The organism is Cloacibacterium caeni, from assembly GCF_907163125.1.
In the GTDB taxonomy this organism is placed as follows: Bacteria; Bacteroidota; Bacteroidia; order Flavobacteriales; family Weeksellaceae; genus Cloacibacterium; species Cloacibacterium caeni_B.
The window spans coordinates 1617775-1634297 of sequence record NZ_OU015319.1; the positions used below are offsets into that span (position 1 = coordinate 1617775).

Annotated in this window: 16 protein-coding genes; 8 read left to right on the forward strand and 8 right to left on the reverse strand. The window is 31.9% G+C overall.

Features of this window, described 5'->3' with window-relative positions; genetic code table 11:
* Positions 1–177: 177 nt before the first annotated feature.
* Entirely contained in the window at positions 178–1803 is a 1626-nt protein-coding gene (locus KKQ79_RS07320) for an alpha-amylase family glycosyl hydrolase (protein WP_213189570.1), read from the forward strand.
* 22 nt (positions 1804–1825) lie between these two features.
* The gene (locus tag KKQ79_RS07325) at positions 1826–2341 is read left to right on the forward strand and encodes a TlpA family protein disulfide reductase (protein WP_213189571.1); all 516 of its coding nucleotides are present in this window, start codon (positions 1826–1828) and stop codon (positions 2339–2341) included.
* A 34-nt stretch (positions 2342–2375) separates the two neighbouring features.
* Here KKQ79_RS07325 and KKQ79_RS07330 read toward each other — a convergent pair whose 3' ends face one another.
* The 8 genes from KKQ79_RS07330 to KKQ79_RS07365 all read right to left on the reverse strand — a co-directional run bounded on the left by KKQ79_RS07330 (position 2376) and on the right by KKQ79_RS07365 (position 10300).
* Entirely contained in the window at positions 2376–3029 is a 654-nt protein-coding gene (locus KKQ79_RS07330; protein ID WP_213189572.1) for a DUF2461 domain-containing protein, read from the reverse strand.
* A 174-nt stretch (positions 3030–3203) separates the two neighbouring features.
* Complete coding sequence (gene sucD / locus KKQ79_RS07335) at positions 3204–4076, reverse strand: succinate--CoA ligase subunit alpha (protein WP_069798080.1); 873 nt, start codon at positions 4074–4076, stop codon at positions 3204–3206.
* 59 nt (positions 4077–4135) lie between these two features.
* Positions 4136–5038 (reverse strand): UDP-3-O-(3-hydroxymyristoyl)glucosamine N-acyltransferase, encoded by a 903-nt coding sequence (locus KKQ79_RS07340; RefSeq protein ID WP_213189573.1) that lies wholly within the window; start codon positions 5036–5038, stop codon positions 4136–4138.
* 73 nt (positions 5039–5111) lie between these two features.
* Positions 5112–5675, reverse strand: a complete 564-nt coding sequence (efp, locus tag KKQ79_RS07345; protein ID WP_213189574.1) for an elongation factor P — start codon at positions 5673–5675, stop codon at positions 5112–5114.
* A 129-nt stretch (positions 5676–5804) separates the two neighbouring features.
* The gene (gene lpxA, locus KKQ79_RS07350; protein ID WP_213189575.1) at positions 5805–6593 is read right to left on the reverse strand and encodes an acyl-ACP--UDP-N-acetylglucosamine O-acyltransferase; all 789 of its coding nucleotides are present in this window, start codon (positions 6591–6593) and stop codon (positions 5805–5807) included.
* The gene (locus KKQ79_RS07355; protein WP_213189576.1) at positions 6590–7990 is read right to left on the reverse strand and encodes a bifunctional UDP-3-O-[3-hydroxymyristoyl] N-acetylglucosamine deacetylase/3-hydroxyacyl-ACP dehydratase; all 1401 of its coding nucleotides are present in this window, start codon (positions 7988–7990) and stop codon (positions 6590–6592) included. The genes lpxA and KKQ79_RS07355 overlap by 4 nt, the downstream gene beginning before the upstream one ends.
* The gene (gene lpxD, locus KKQ79_RS07360) at positions 7983–9017 is read right to left on the reverse strand and encodes a UDP-3-O-(3-hydroxymyristoyl)glucosamine N-acyltransferase (RefSeq protein ID WP_213189577.1); all 1035 of its coding nucleotides are present in this window, start codon (positions 9015–9017) and stop codon (positions 7983–7985) included. Before lpxD ends, KKQ79_RS07355 begins: the two co-directional genes overlap by 8 nt.
* 41 nt (positions 9018–9058) lie before the next feature.
* A complete protein-coding gene (locus KKQ79_RS07365) occupies positions 9059–10300 on the reverse strand; it encodes an HD domain-containing protein (protein ID WP_213189578.1) in 1242 nt (413 codons plus the stop codon).
* Between the two features lie 129 nt (positions 10301–10429).
* On the opposite strand from KKQ79_RS07365, the gene KKQ79_RS07370 reads away from it, so the two are divergent.
* The 6 genes from KKQ79_RS07370 (at position 10430) to KKQ79_RS07395 (ending at position 16250) form a co-directional block, all read left to right on the forward strand.
* Positions 10430–11107, forward strand: coding sequence for a DUF6624 domain-containing protein (locus tag KKQ79_RS07370; RefSeq protein WP_250131213.1), 678 nt, complete (start codon positions 10430–10432; stop codon positions 11105–11107).
* Positions 11108–11716: 609 nt separating this feature from the next.
* Entirely contained in the window at positions 11717–12184 is a 468-nt protein-coding gene (locus KKQ79_RS07375) for a hypothetical protein (protein WP_213189579.1), read from the forward strand.
* 341 nt (positions 12185–12525) lie between these two features.
* Positions 12526–13872 carry a hypothetical protein gene (locus tag KKQ79_RS07380; RefSeq protein WP_213189580.1) on the forward strand — a complete coding sequence of 449 codons (1347 nt, stop codon included), beginning with the start codon at positions 12526–12528 and terminating at the stop codon, positions 13870–13872.
* A gap of 11 nt (positions 13873–13883) precedes the next feature.
* Entirely contained in the window at positions 13884–14438 is a 555-nt protein-coding gene (locus tag KKQ79_RS07385; RefSeq protein WP_213189581.1) for a DUF6705 family protein, read from the forward strand.
* A 387-nt stretch (positions 14439–14825) separates the two neighbouring features.
* The gene (locus KKQ79_RS07390) at positions 14826–15146 is read left to right on the forward strand and encodes a type II toxin-antitoxin system RelE/ParE family toxin (RefSeq protein WP_213189582.1); all 321 of its coding nucleotides are present in this window, start codon (positions 14826–14828) and stop codon (positions 15144–15146) included.
* A 15-nt stretch (positions 15147–15161) separates the two neighbouring features.
* Positions 15162–16250, forward strand: a complete 1089-nt coding sequence (locus KKQ79_RS07395; RefSeq protein WP_213189583.1) for a HigA family addiction module antitoxin — start codon at positions 15162–15164, stop codon at positions 16248–16250.
* Positions 16251–16523 lie beyond the last annotated feature (273 nt).

Here is a 16523-nt window from a genome sequence, read left to right on the forward strand (position 1 = left end):
AAGGTAATTGTAAAAAACCGTATCGCCAAATTAAGTTTTCACGAATTTACAACATGAAAAATTTCATTCCTTTTGATAGCTGTTTTCCGTGAATATTCCTTAAATTTATGCCGCCATTTTTTGAGTTAAAGAAATTTAGCCTTAAAATTGCTTTCATTTTAAATAATTAGATTCTTTATGAAAAAAATAGTTTTAGCTTCCGCATTCGCTTTTTTAGCAAGCTGCGCATCACAAAATACCACAACTCCATCATCGTTTGATTGGAAAGGAGCCAATGTATATTTCGCAGTGACCGATAGATTCAATAATGGAAATCCTGACAATGACGTCAATTTTAATAGAACCGAAAAAGCAGCCGTTTTAAGAGGTTTCGAAGGTGGCGATATAAGAGGTGTTATTCAAAAAATAGACGAAGGTTATTTCAATAAATTAGGAATTAACGCGATTTGGCTTACTCCAATTGTAGAACAAATTCACGGCGCTACCGATGAAGGAACAGGTGTTACCTATGCTTTTCATGGATATTGGACTAAAGACTGGACAGCTCTTGATCCCAACTTTGGTACAGAAGAAGATTTAAAAGAATTGGTAGAAAAAGCACACCAAAACGGAATAAGAATCGTATTAGACGCCGTGATTAATCACACTGGCCCCGTTACTTATGCAGACCCAGAATATCCTAACAAATGGGTAAGAACAGAACCACAATGTACTTACAATTCTTATGAAATGACTACCGCTTGTACTTTGGTTAAAAATTTACCAGATGTAATTACTGAAAGCGATGAAAATGTAGGACTTCCGCCAATGTTAGAACAAAAATGGAGAAAAGAAGGCCGTTACGAAAAAGAAATGTCTGAACTAAATGTATTTTTCGTGAAAACTGGATTTCCGAGAGCGCCAAAATATTACATCATGAAATGGCTTGCTGATTATATCGTAAAATATGGAATTGATGGTTACAGAATAGACACCCTGAAACATACCAATGAAGACGTTTGGAAAGATTTCAAAAAAGTTTGCGACCTTGCTTTTGCTGAATATAAATTGAACAATCCTAAAAAAATTCTAGACAACTCACCATTCTTCACCATTGGAGAACTTTATGGTTATGGAATTTCTCAGAAAAGATTGTATGATTTTGGAGACAAAAAAGTCAATTATTACCAAAACGGATTGAATTCTTTAATTAATTTCGATTTCAAAGGAGATGCCAATAAATCTTATGAAGAAATCTTCAGCAATTATGATCAAATTTTGCACGCAGACCTTTCTGGAAATACTGTAATGAACTATATTTCTTCTCACGATGACGGCGATCCTTTTGACAAAGAAAGAAAAAGAAATTACGAAGCAGGAACCAAACTTCTACTCGCTCCAGGAATTTCGCAAGTTTATTACGGCGACGAAACCGCTAGAAAATTAATCGTGGAAGGCGCAATTGGCGATGCCAACCTAAGAAGCAATATGAATTGGGACGAGATAAAAAACAATCCTGAAACCCAAAAAGCATTAACACACTGGCAAAAACTAGGTCAGTTCCGTAGAAATCACGCAGCAGTAGGTGCTGGAAAACATCAGATGGTTTCTAACTCACCATATTGGTTTACCAGAACTTACAAAGACGATAAAGTTTTAGTTGGTTTGGACTTAAATCCTGGCGTAAAGGAAATTTCTGTAGCAGGAATTTTCGAGAACGGAACAAGGTTAAGAGACGCTTATAGCGGAAAAACTGCAAAAGTTACTAACGGAAAAGTTTCTATAGATTCAGAATTTGGCATAGTTTTGTATGAAAAATTATAAATAAAATTCTGTTTTAAAAAATATGAAAAAGTTTATCCTATTGTTTGCGCTTCTTATCTTTGGTTGGGGAGTCTCGCAACAAGTTCCAAAAGTTTTGAAAACCAAGTTTTCTAAAGAAGCTTTGGCTCAAAAAGTAACAGACATCAATGGTAAAACCATCAGTATTTCTAAAATTTTAGAACAAAATAAAGGAAAAATTGTGGTGCTCGATTTATGGGCAAGTTGGTGCAGAGATTGTCTAAAAGCAATGCCAAAAGCCAAAGAATTAGAAGATAAAAATCCGAATGTGAAGTTTATTTTCCTTTCTCTAGACCGAAACGAAGAAGCTTGGAAAAAGGGATTAGAAAAACATGAAATGACTCAAAAAGAAAATTATTGGTTTCATGTAGGTTGGAAAAATGATTTTAATAATTACATAGACCTCAACTGGATTCCGAGATACTTAATTGTCAATCAAAAATCTGGAATTGCTAAATATTATGCGATTTCTCCAGAAGATCCAGAAATTCAGAAAACGATAGATGAGTTATCAAAATAAAAAAAGTCAGAGCTTATAAACTCTGACTTTTTCTTTATATAAAAGGCGTTTGTAAAAAATCATTGAGCGGTTTCATGGCTTTGAAAATTTTAGCAAATTCCTTAAACGCATTTTCACTGAGCAATTGCTCATCAGAGACGGGATGTGTTACGATAAAATGCTTGAGTTTTAAATATTCAGCCATTTTATCATCTTTTTCAAAACCTTGAGGTACTTTTTTCAGTTTATCTTCTACACTTAATCCTCGAAAATAATTTCTAAACTCATCTTGTTCTAAAATCGCTTTGAACTCGTCACCAAAAGCAGAAATTTCTTGTCTTATCGTCTTTAAAACTGTTGGTTCTGGCTTATAAACACCACTTGCCAAAAAAGATTTCCCGGGTTCTATATGCAAATAATATCCTGAAATTTTATTGCCTTTACCCATTCCTAAACCCGCTCCGAAGTTGGTTTTATAAGGTGTTTTATCTTTAGAAAACCTTGTATCTCTATAAATTCTAAAAACAGATTTTTTAGCCTCTAGTTTTCCCATTTCTTCATCAAAATCTGCCATATCTTCTATTAATTTTTCCACAAAAGAAATCACATCTTGTTGCGCTTCTTGATAAAGCGTTTTATTTTCATTAAACCATTCTCTGTTGTTATTCTTTTCTAAATTTCTAAGAAATTGAAGGGTGGATGATTGCATATTAAATGTTTTATTTTCAAAATTAGTGAATTTTAGAAAACTATATGCATGAGTAAAATGAAAAAACACATAGAAATTCCCTTAAATAGCCATCAATAATTTCTAACCGTTAATTAAAATAAAAAGCTTCACAACTAAAATTGTGAAGCTTTTTTATAATGTATTTAGTAAAATTTATCCTAATACTTTAGCAATAGTTTTACCGATATCAGCTGGAGAAGCTACTACGTTGATTCCGCATTCCTCCATAATTTGCATTTTTGCTTGAGCTGTATCTTCTGCACCACCTACGATTGCACCAGCGTGTCCCATCGTTCTACCTTTAGGAGCAGTTTGACCAGCGATGAAACCTACTACTGGTTTTTTAGAACCAGAATCTCTGTACCATCTTGCTGCTTCAGCTTCTAAAGAACCACCAATTTCACCAATCATCACTACTGCATCAGTTTCTGGGTCGTTGATGAATAATTCTAAAGCTTCTTTGGTAGTTGTTCCGATGATTGGGTCACCACCAATACCGATTGCTGTAGAAACACCGAAACCAGCTCTTACTACTTGGTCTGCAGCTTCGTATGTTAAAGTACCAGATTTTGAAACAATACCTACTCTACCTTTTTTGAAAACGAAACCTGGCATAATACCGATTTTAGCTTCGTCTGAAGTGATAATTCCTGGGCAGTTAGGACCGATTAATCTAGCACCTTTGTCTTTAATATATTCTTTTACTTTTACCATATCAGCTACCGGAATTCCTTCTGTAATACAAACGATTACTTTAATTCCAGCTTCTGCAGCTTCCATTACAGCATCTGCAGCAAATGCAGGTGGTACAAAAATAATAGAAACATTAGCTCCTGCTTTAGCAACTGCGTCTGCAACAGTGTTGAAAACTGGCTTACCAAGATGTTCAGTTCCTCCTTTTCCTGGAGTTACACCACCTACTACGTTGGTTCCGTATTCAATCATTTGAGTTGCGTGGAAAGTTCCTTCGTTTCCTGTAAATCCTTGTACGATTACCTTTGAATCTTTATTTACTAATACTGACATGATTTATTTTTTAATTTTTGTAAAAATACTATTTTTATGATTTCACACAAAGTAAAGACCTATAAATTTTTTAATTTGACTTCTTTTTTTAGATACTCTCTAAATTCTTCGGCTAAGCTACCGAAATAAGTTTTGCCACCTTCTAAGTCTCTGTTCACTCCAGTTTTACCTAAAAGTACCGCTCCTTTTCCTACTCTTTTACCAGAAGCCATACCCACTTGTCCCCAAATGGTAACTTCGTCTTCGATAATACAACAACCTGCAATACCGGTTTGAGAAGCGATAAGAACTTTTTTACCAATAACGGTATCGTGTCCTATTTGAATTTGATTATCCAAAATACTACCTGCACCAATAATGGTAGAATCTGTAACTCCTCTGTCTATTGTACAAAGATTACCTATTTCTACATTATTTTCTATAATAACATTTCCTACGGAAAGCATTTTTCTGAAACCTTCAGCATTTTTGTTGTAATAAAAAGCGTCACCTCCTAAAACGGTTCCTGACTGAATAACGCAGTTATTACCAATTTCGGTTCTGTCTCCAATTACTACATTTGGAAAAATCATACAATTATCTCCTATTTTCACATCGTTTCCGATTACTACAGAAGGGTGAATTTTACAATTTTTTCCAATTACAGCATTTTGACCAGTTGTTTCAAAAGTTTGAATACCTTGGTAATGTTCGTTAATTTTATTAAAATCTCTGAAAGGGTCGTCTGAAATAAGAAGAGCTTTACCTTCTGGGCAATCTACTTCTTTGTCTATCAAAATAATAGTAGCTTCAGAAAAAAGCGCTTTGTCGTAATATTTAGGATGGTTTACAAAAACAATTTCACCAGCTTTTACACGGTGAATTTCGTTAGTTCCAAAAACTTGAAAATTTTCGTCTCCTACAAATTTTGCATTAATTAATTCTGCAATGGTCTTAAGAGACTGAGGTGATTGAAATTTCATATTATTGTAGGATGTTGGATGATGGATGCTGGAAGAATTATATCTAACATCCAGCTTCCTACATCCAGCTAATTTATTTTACACGTTCTAAGTAAGAACCGTCTTCGGTGTTTACTTTAATTTTGTCTCCAGCTTCAATAAAAAGTGGCACTAAAACTCTTGCTCCTGTTTCTACAATTGCATTTTTAAGAGCGTTGGTAGCAGTATTTCCTTTTACACCTGGGTCTGCTTCAATTACTTCTAGGTAAACTGTCTGAGGAATTTCCGCAGAAAGTGGTGTTTCGTCTGATTCTTTAATAATGATGGTAACTTCTTCACCAGCTTTCATAAACTGAGCGTTCTCAATCATTTCTTTGTTAAGATACATTTGAGAGAAATCTTCGTTGTTCATAAAATGGTAACCGTTTTCGTCATCGTATAAATATTGAAATTTACGAGTAATCACTTTTACCTCATCTATTTTGTGACCTGCAGAGAAAGTATTATCAATAACTTTTCCGTTGGTTACAGATTTTAGTTTGGTTCTTACAAAAGCAGGGCCTTTCCCTGGTTTTACGTGAAGAAACTCTATTACTTTGTAAATGTCATTACTATATTCTATACAAAGTCCTTTTTTAATATCGTTGCTTGTTGCCATTAAAAATATGTTGTTTTGAAAATTTATTATTTTTTTTGAAATGGTTTGAAATGTTTGATTTTGTTTGAATTGCTTAATGAAATTTGAAATTATAATTACTTCATCTTTAAATTCTGCAATTCTCCCATTCTATTCTTTTCCAGAGCCATAACCTTTTACAATACCTCTTGGAGAATTTTTTATAAATTCTACAATTTCGTCTCTGTCTTCGGTTGGAGGAAGTTCTTTTTCGATAAATGTAATTGCTTGAGAAACATTTAATTTCATTTGAAAAACAGCTCTATATACTTTTTGAATTTCAAAAATTCTCTCATTGCTGAAACCTCTTCTTCTCAATCCTACAGAATTAATTCCTGCATAAGACATTGGTTCTCTTGCTACTTTTACATAAGGTGGAATGTCTTTTCTCACCAAAGTACCCCCAGAAATCATCACATGTTTACCAATTTTACCAAATTGATGCACCGCAGAAAGACCTCCCATTACTGTGAAATCTCCTATTTCTACGTGTCCTGCAATACCACAACCGTTTACGATAATTACATTATTACCCAAAACACAATCGTGAGCAATGTGGCTTGTCGCCATAATAAGACAATCGTTACCAATTTTAGTATATCCAAGAGCTTTGGTACCTCTGTTAATGGTTACACACTCTCTAATAGTAGTGCGGTCTCCAATAATGGTTTTTGTATCTTCTCCGTCAAATTTTAAATCTTGAGGGATAGCCGAAATTACAGTTCCAGGAAAAACTCTACAATTTTTACCAATTCTAGCACCATCCATAATGGTAACATTAGGTCCTATCCATGTTCCGTCTCCTATTTCTACATCTCCTGCAATGGTAGTGAATGGTTCTATGGTAACGTCTTTGCCAATTTTGGCACGTCTGTCTACTGCGGCTAATTGATGAATCATACTTCTGTTTTTGTTTTAGCAACTTGAGCCATCAATTCTGCTTCTACTACTACACTATCTCCTACATAGCCGTAACCTTGCATATGAACAATGCCTCTTCTTATTGGTTCTATTAATTCTATTTTAAAGATTAAAGTATCACCAGGAATTACTTTTTTCTTGAATTTTACTTTATCCATTTTCACAAAATAAGTAGAATAATTTTCAGGGTCTGGAACGTTAGCCAACACTAAAATCCCTCCAGCTTGTGCCATTGCTTCTATTTGTAAAACCCCTGGCATTACTGGTTCTTTCGGAAAATGACCTACAAAGAACGGTTCGTTCATTGTAATATTTTTAAGACCTACCACATGAGAATCTGATATTTCTAGAATCTTATCAATCAATAAAAATGGAGGTCTGTGCGGAAGCAATTTCATAATACCATTAATATCATAAACTGGCTCTGCTTTCAAATCAAAATCTGGAACGTTTTTCTTTTTATACAATTTCCACTGTCTGTTTAATTTTTTAGCAAATTGCGTGTTTACAAAATGTCCGGGTTTAGTCGCAATAACTTTCCCTTTAATTTTAACACCTGTTAATGCTAAATCTCCTATTACATCTAATAATTTATGACGAGCTGCTTCATTAGGATAATTTAGAGTAAGATTATCTAAAATTCCGTTTGGTCTCATCGTTACTTCGTCTTTGCCAAAAGCTTTTTTCAATTTTTCGGCAGTATCTGGAGTTAATTCTTTATCTACATAAACAATGGCGTTAGAAATATCACCCCCTTTTATTAAGCCGTTATCTAAAAGCATTTCTAGCTCGTGAAGGAAACTAAAAGTTCTAGCGGAAGAAATTTCTTCTTTAAAATCTGAAATATTTTTAAGAGAAGCATTCTGAGTTCCTAAAACCTTTGTCCCAAAATCTACCATAGTTGTAATTTCGTAATTTTCTGAAGGAATAATGGTTATTTCCGAACCTGTATGAGGGTCTTGATAATTTAAAACTTCTTTTATCACAAGGTATTCTCTTGGCTGCTCTTGTTCTTCTACACCTACTTTTTCTATGGCTTCTACAAAATATTTAGAAGAACCATCCATAATTGGCGCTTCTGCGCTATCTAATTCTAAGATTGCATTATCTACATCCATTCCTACCAAAGCAGCTAATAAATGCTCACAAGTATGAATTTTAACACCAAGTTTTTCTAAAGTGGTGCCACGTTCTGTAGTGGTTACATAATTTACATCTGCTTCTACCTGAGGTTTGCCTTCTAAATCTGTTCTTACAAATACAAAACCTGTATTTTCTTTTGCGGGTTTCATCGTTAGATGAACCTCTCTGCCTGTATGAAGACCTATCCCTGAAAGTGTAATTTCACCTCCAAGAGTTTTTTGCTTATCAGTCATTACTACTCTCTTTTGATTTTTTTTCTAATTCTGAAATTCTTTTTACTATCTCTGTCAAATTGCGGAAATGAACATAATTTCTACGATAATCTCCCGCCGATATTGCAGGCGAACCATACAAAGTTTCTTTGTCTTCAACATTAGAATTCACTCCACTTTGTGCTTGGATTCTTACCTGATTACCTATTTTTATGTGTCCTACAATTCCCGTTTGACCTCCTATTTGATTCCAATCTCCAATAATGGTAGAACCAGCAATACCAGCCTGAGCTGCTATTACGTTGTTTTTCCCAATTCTAACATTATGAGCAATTTGGATTAAATTATCTATTTTAGTACCTTCTCCTATTACAGTAGAGCCTATTGTACCTCTGTCTATACTACAATTAGAACCTATTTCTACATTATTTTCTAATACTACATTTCCTAATTGAGGAATTTTTTGATACCCATTTTCTGTTGGTTGAAAACCAAAACCATCACTCCCAATTACGGTATTAGAATGTACAATACAATTATCTCCTACTATACAATAATCATAAATTCTAGCACCACTATATATAATACAGTTTTCGCCTATTTTTACATTTTTACCAATATAAACTTGAGGATAAATTTGTGTAGAATTTCCAATTTTTACTTTATCAGAAATATATGTGTGCGCTCCAATATATACATCTTCGCCCAAAATGGCACTTTCCGAAACGGTAGAAAACTGCTCAATACCAGATTTTTTTTCTTCTCTCATTTGTTGATAAAGATTCATCAACACTTGAAAAGAGAGATAAGCATCTTCCACCAAAATGAGGGTAGATTTATAATCTCCTTCTTTCACAAATTTTTCAGAAACAATAATTACAGATGCTTCTGAAGAAAATATATAATCTGCAAATTTTTCCTGAGAGACAAAAGAAAGCTGTCCTTCTTGTGCGTTTTCTATTGGCGAAACGCCGCTTATAGAAGCACTTTCGTCTCCAATGATCTTACCATTGATAAAACTTGCAATTTGAGCTGCAGTAAATTCCATATCCTGCAAAGATAAGAATTTATTGAAATAGTTAACAAAATTTAATATTTTTTGACATCGAACGCTCCATTTGAAATTTCTCTTGGAAAATACAAAATATTTTTGGTTGTTGGCTGGTTGATATGCGCAGAAAGAATCTGCGTTTCCGCATCTTCTAACTTTATTTTTTCGCCATTTTTCTTTAAAAGAAAGATAGTTTGCTTTTCTGTATCATACGGAAGTAGCGTTCTGCTAATTTGCTCTACCAATAATTCTCCGTTGTTAATTCCAAAAAAATCGTTTGCTTTTGTCGTTTTTTCTTCAATAATTTTCTGGTCAAATGGATGAGACGAGAATACTGTTTTCGGAAATTTTCTTTGTACTACCGCTCTACAGAAATAGCTCAGCACAAAATCATCTGCATTTTGCCAAGTTTTTATCGCACTCAGTACATCTGTATCATCCAGTTGTGTAAAACGATTCACATCTTCTTCTGTCGCTTTTTCGAAATCAGTTTTGTACAAGAAATATTTTAAATTTCCGTAAGCCTCTACTTGTTTACCTTCTGAAATGAGCTGTTTTGCTCTACTCAAAATTTTCACCAAAAGATGTTCCGCCAAAGCCGAAGTTTTATGATAGTAAACTTGCCAATACATAAACATTCTTGCCGTAAGGAAATTTTCAATAGAATAAACCCCTTTTTCATCAATCAGAAGTTCATCATCTTTTACATTCATCATCGAAATAATTCTCTGCGTGTTCACACTTCCTTCCGAAACTCCCGTAAAGAAACTATCCCGCTTCAAATAATCTAATCTATCTACATCTAACTGTGAAGTAATCAATTGGTTAAAGAATTTACGATGGTATTTTCCTTGAAACATTTCTATCGCCAAATCTAATTCACCGTTAAACTCATCATTCAATTTTCTCATCAATAAAATCGAGAGTTTCTCGTGATGCCAATCTTCCATCAAAAGACTTTCTAAAGCGTGAGAATACGGACCATGACCTACATCGTGCAATAAAATAGCGAGAAGCGCCGCTTTTTCTTCTTCGTCTGAAATTTTTACATTTTTCAGTTTCAAAGTTTCTAGCGCTGTAAACATGAGATGCATCGCACCTAAAGCATGATGAAATCTGGTATGGGTAGCTCCTGGAAAAACTAAACTCAACAATCCTGTCTGAGAAATTCTGCGCAATCTCTGAAAATAACGATGCTCTAACACATCATACAAAATTTCGTGAGGAATTTTTATAAATCCATGAACTGGATCGTTGATAATTTTCAGCTTATTGGTCATTTTTTAATTGCAAGTTACGTAATACGAGTTTTGAGTTTTCAAAATTACGGAAATTTAGTTTAACAGATTTTTAAGTTTTATTAGGAAAAAATTATACATTAATTATTATAAATTTGGAGAAAAAAAAACATGAAACTATTATTAACAATTGCTTTTTCCTTAACATTAATATTTTGTAATGCTCAAAAATATTCTGAACAAGAATTTACAAATCTTAAAACCGAACTCAAACAGATTTTAGAATCAGATCAAGAATTGAGAGAGTTATTTGATACCGAAACTTTAGATGTTAGAAAAGAAGAAATATACAAAAAGTACAACATTACGAAAGAACAATTTGAAAGAGAAAATTGGATGATTGTTCAAAAATATGATAGTATTAACATTAAAAAAATAGACAAAATCATATCAAAATATGGCTATCCCGGAAAATCTTTAGTGGGAGAACCAGAAAACACTTCAGCTTTTTATGTAATCCAGCATTCAAATAAAATTAAAAATTATTTTCCATTGATTAAAAAAGCTGGAAAAAAGAATGAACTTCCCAAAACTCTAGTTGCAATGATGGAAGATAGATTACTAGTACAAGAAGGTAAAGAACAAATTTATGGAACTCAGGGAAGTGGTTTTAACACCAAAAATGGTTGGACTATGATTATTCATCCAATCAAAAACCCTGAAAAAGTAAATAAATTAAGAAAAAAAGTAGGCTTTACAGAAACAGTAGAAGAAAATGCAAAAAGATTAGGTATTGACTACAAAGTCCTTACACTTGAAGATGTGAAAAAATTAAAAGAAAATAAATAAGTAGAATGTTTTTAAATTCTTGAAAGAGTTTTAATTTAAAAGATTTTTAATTCATCTTATGCTTTACGACTTCTTCTATGACAAAAAATAAAATAAGTTTTTTGGGTTATAAAACTTAGGGTTCTCACCATGAAAGTTTACACTATTATTACGCATCAATTAGCGTAATTATTTCGCCTTTTTTTTGTCTTTTTTGAGACATATGTTCGAATCAGGTTCGAATCAAGTTCGAATCAGCTTCGGAAAAAGGGTACTTTTTGCGAACAAAACTCGAGTTTGACTGCCACTTGATTCAACTCAAACCCTTATTTGTTTTCTTCAAAATGCCATATAAAGTTCTGGGTATTATAAGAAGCAAGTATCTTGCCTTTATCCCGCAAGTAAATTGCAAGCAGACATTAACTACACTTTCCTTTGACTTTCCTTTGACATTACTTTGGGTAGGATTAAGGTTTTTTAATAAGCTTTTGAGTATCAAGAATACTTTTGTATATTTGGTGGTGTGCAAAATCCCAAGAACGGAAGTAAACTTCCTTCTCGGGACTTCACAAATCCGCCGAAACGTTAGGCGACATTTTATCCAAAATATCGTCAATAAAAAAATCTAAAATGAAAATTCTTAAAATAATTTTATTGTGTTGTTTCTTGAGCATATTTTATTCTTGTGGAATATGTTTTCCTGCAAACTTGGAATTTAAAAATATAAAATATTTTTCCTCTGAAACACTAAAAGATATTTCGGTGGATTCTGAATATAGACAAACTGCTGTGTATGAAGCAACAAGAGATTTGAAAAGAATTATTAATGAACCAAGAGAACCAAATAATATTAAAATAAAAATCAAACAAAATGGTTTTATTGAAGCACATTTGTGGTCATTAAACAACAAAAATGAACAAGGAATAATTTACAATAAAAATGGAAAATTATTTATTGACAAAATTGGATCTGACCAAGATAGGTGCAAATTTATTGAAACATATAAAGTTAAATTGGACAAAAACAAAATAATTCTAATAGAATATGGTGGTATAACAAATCAAAAAATTGTATTTGAATACACAAAAATTGAATAAAAAAACGTCGTACAACATAGGTAACTATTGCACAACTCCTTTTTTTTAGAAAATAGTTTTGAAAAACATAAAATTTTGACCTCTTTAGAAGCAATTTTAGAGAGGTTTGTTTTTAAAATATTAAAATTTAGAGCGCTTATAATGGTGTTTTTTCATGTTGTACAATATGGTTTTTATAAAAGTTTTAGTATATTTGAGTAGTGCAACTTGCACTATGAATTTGCAAAATCCTAAGAACGGAAGCAAACTTCCTTCTCGGGACTTCGCAAATCCGCCGAACCGTTAGCTGTAATGTTATCACAAAAGTGCATATTAAATTAACGTTAAATCAAAAAACACGTATGACGAAAAAAATACTATTATCATGTTTGAAAGTATCATTCCTTACTTTTTTATTTTTATTTTCATGTCGTTCTGAAGATGAAGTAACAACATTTCAAAAACAAGAATTGTTAACTAAAGAATATGTTAATAAAAGCTTTTGGAAAGAAGATGAAATATTTATTAAAAATGTACAGAAAATTTTTAATGAAAACCTAGACAACTCTTATTTCTCTAACAAATACGGAAACGTTTATTGGAATTATGCAATGACTTTTGACAAATTTGACGAAAGCTTTCTCGAAGTTCCCATCATTAAAAATAATAAAGTAGAACACGTCATGTTTGTCAAAAGAATTGACAATACAATATATTTCCGTAGAAAAACGGATGATGCATCTTCTATAAAATTCTTTCAAGCTCTAATTTTCAAAGACAGAGATCATCTAAAACCAAAATTTCAAAATACAAATTCTCAATTAGCCAGAGGAATGACCTGTATAACAAGAGAAGTAATTTGGACATGGACAGACACCGTTACAGGTGAGGTTTTATATACTCAATCATATTATACAACAACTTGTGTCCAAACTGGTTTTGAAATCCCTTCAACCTGTCTTGATCCTTCTGGAAACTGCACTGGAGGAAGCGGAACTCCACCTGTCGGCGGCGGATACACCTATCCCATTGATGAACAACCAACTGAACCACAACCTTGTGAAAAAATACAGGCTGTTGGTAAAGATTCTGTAACTAAAAATAGTATGAAAAATCTTAAAACTAAAACTAATGATAATAAAGAGCATGCTTATTTTCTTTGGCAAGATAATAGTGGGAACATCCAAAACGACATTTACGGAACAGGACCTGTTGGAGAAGCTGGAGTAAGAGTTCAATTTAATGCCGGTGATAAATTTGCTGCATTTATACACTCTCATTATCAAGCTTCCCAAATGCTTTCTACATTTTCATTTGATGATTTTATTACCTTATGTACAATGATTCAACATAACGCAATTAAAGATGTAAATACTTTTATAGCTGGAGTAGTGACACCTTACGGCAGCCCACAAGGAAACCAATACTATATGGTAATTGATGATCCAAGCAAATTTGCCAACTTCGCTTCGCAGTTTTTTATAAATGGGGTGTATGATAAAAGTACTGGTGAATTCTTTAATAATATTTATGACCAAAGGGTAAACTACAAAAATACAGCTACAGAAAACGAAAAAAACTTAGTTAATTTTTTACAACTTTTTGATACAGGTCTCCAATTAATGAAAGGCGATAACGAAATGAACAATTGGTCTTTGCTTACTAAAAACAACAATGGTACAATTGTTCCTATTAACTGTAATAATTAAACTTTAAAATCATGAAAAATATACTATTTAAAATTTTAGCTTTTTTAACAATCCAATTGTTTATATCAAATACTTGTATGGCACAAGAACTTAATTTCACTCCTGGAGCAGTTAACCCTAATCCTAACCTTGATAAATTCATAGGAACATGGAAATGGCAAAGTGGGAATAAAAGCTTTACCATTGTATTAAAAAAACAAAATATTACACTCCCGCCGATTAATAAAAATGTGACTGCAGATATTATTTATGGTTTTCATCAATACAATAATGGAAATGAAATTTTTGAAAGCTCTATGAGCTTTCAAAGTACAAATTTTAATGATAAAAAATCAACAATTCTTAGTTTGGGTACGATTTCAACAAACTATAATGAACTTAATGGGACAATATCTCACCTTTCAAAAAATAAAAGTGTGAATTTTGAAATAGAATATATTAATGCTACACAAATTAAATTGGTTTCTTTAAAGAATCCACCGGGTATAAAGCTAGTAATAGGCAACCAACCAGATTATGATTGGGAAATCACACTTCCACAGAATATTATATTGACAAAACAGTAAAATTAAAAACACTACAGCTAACATTGGTAACTGTTGCACAACTCCTTTTTTTAGAAAATAGTTTTCAAAAACATAATATTTAGACCTCTTTAGAAGCAATTTTAGAGAGGTTTGTTTTTAAAATATTAAAATTTAGAGCGCTTACAATGGTGTTTTTTATGTTGCAAAGCATGGTTTTTATAAAAGTTTTAGTATATTTGAGTAGTGCAACTTGCACTATGAATTTGCAAAATCCCAAGAACGGAAGTAAACTTCCTTCTCGGGACTTCGCAAATCCGCCGAAGCGTTAGCAGAAATTCTATCAAAAACTTTAAATTAAAAATAATTCACTTTTTTAGTGAATTTTATTTTATTATTTATATCTTTGCAATATGAAATCAGAGTGATATGAAAATAATTTTCACACAAGAGTATTTAAAACAATTATATGAAGATGGAAAATCTTCAAGTAAAAAACATAGGTTTCAAAAAGATATTATTAAAAGATATAAAACGACAATTGACAAATTAAGGGTTGCTAATAAAATTGAAGATTTGTATCCATTAAAAAGTTTGAATTATGAAAAATTAAGTGGAGATAAGAAAGGTTTGGAATCCGTTCGTGTTAATGATAAATATAGAATAGAATTTATTTCATCTATAGAAGGAGAAGAACCTGATACTATCACAATTTGTGAAATCGTAGAATTAAGTAATCATTATTCTTAAAAAACATCAAACATTATGGCAACAAACACAAACATACCATTTGAAGCAACGCATCCAGGAACACTAATTAAAGATGAATTAGAAGTTAGAGATGATATTACCCAAAAAGACTTAGCAATGTTATTGGGTGTAAAACCTTCATTTCTAAATGAAATAATTAAAGGGAAAAGACCTATTACTGCAGATATAGCAATTTTACTTGAAAAGACACTTGATATCCCAGCTGATTATTGGATGAAATTTCAATCTCAATATGAAATTGATTTAGCTAAAATTAAAGAGAAGAATATAAACAAAATTAAGTTAATTGAAATTTGGAATATTATCACTCAATACATTCCTGTAAAATTTTTTAATAAAAAAGGTTATTTAACAGAAGACATTGCATCAAATATTACAATTATACAAGAAATATACTCTGTGCAATCTATTGATGGTCTTGTAAACAAATTTTCAGAAAAAAAATTCGCTTTTTTTAAGAAAAGTGAAAAGCTTCAAATTGATGAAAAGAATATGATAGCTTGGACGTCACTTGTAGAATTTGAAGCAGATAAAAAAGAAACAAATACTTTTCATTTTGAAAATTTACCGCAATTAAATAGAGAATTACAAGAAATATTTTTCAAAAACAACAATGTTTTAGATCTGGTAGATAAAAAATTATCTCAATACGGTATTAAATTTCTTCTAGTTGATAAATTGGAGAAAACACCAATTGATGGATATTCTTTTTGGTCTAAGAATAACCCAGTAATTGCGCTAACATTAAGACATAATAGAATTGATAATTTAGCATTTACTATTTTACACGAATTAGGACACATAGCTTTACATCTTAAAGGAAATAAAGATATAAGATTTATAGACTTAAGTAAAATAGAAGAAAATGAGCTTGAAAATGAAGCTAATCTTTACGCACAAGAAAGTTTAATTCCATCAAATTATTGGAATGATTTACTTGAAAATTATTTACCATTAAACGATACGGTCATTTGCGATTTTGCAAATAAATACAGAATTCATCCAGCTATAATTCTTGGAAGAGCTTGTTTTGAGATGAATTACTATGGAGTAAAAACTACTATTGATAAAAAACTTTACTAGCAACTAGCCTATGACAGCAATAACTGTTGCACAACTCCTTTTTTTTAGAAAATAGTTTTCAAAAACATATATTTTGACCTCTTTAGAAGCAATTTTAGAGAGGTTTGTTTTTAAAATATTAAAATTTAGAGCGCTTACAATGGTGTTTTTTATGTTGCAAAGCATGGTTTTTATAAAAGTTTTTAGTATATTTGAGTAGTGCAACTTGCACTATGAATTTGCAAAATCCTAAGAACGGAAGCAAACTTCCTTCTCGGGACTTCGCAAATCCGC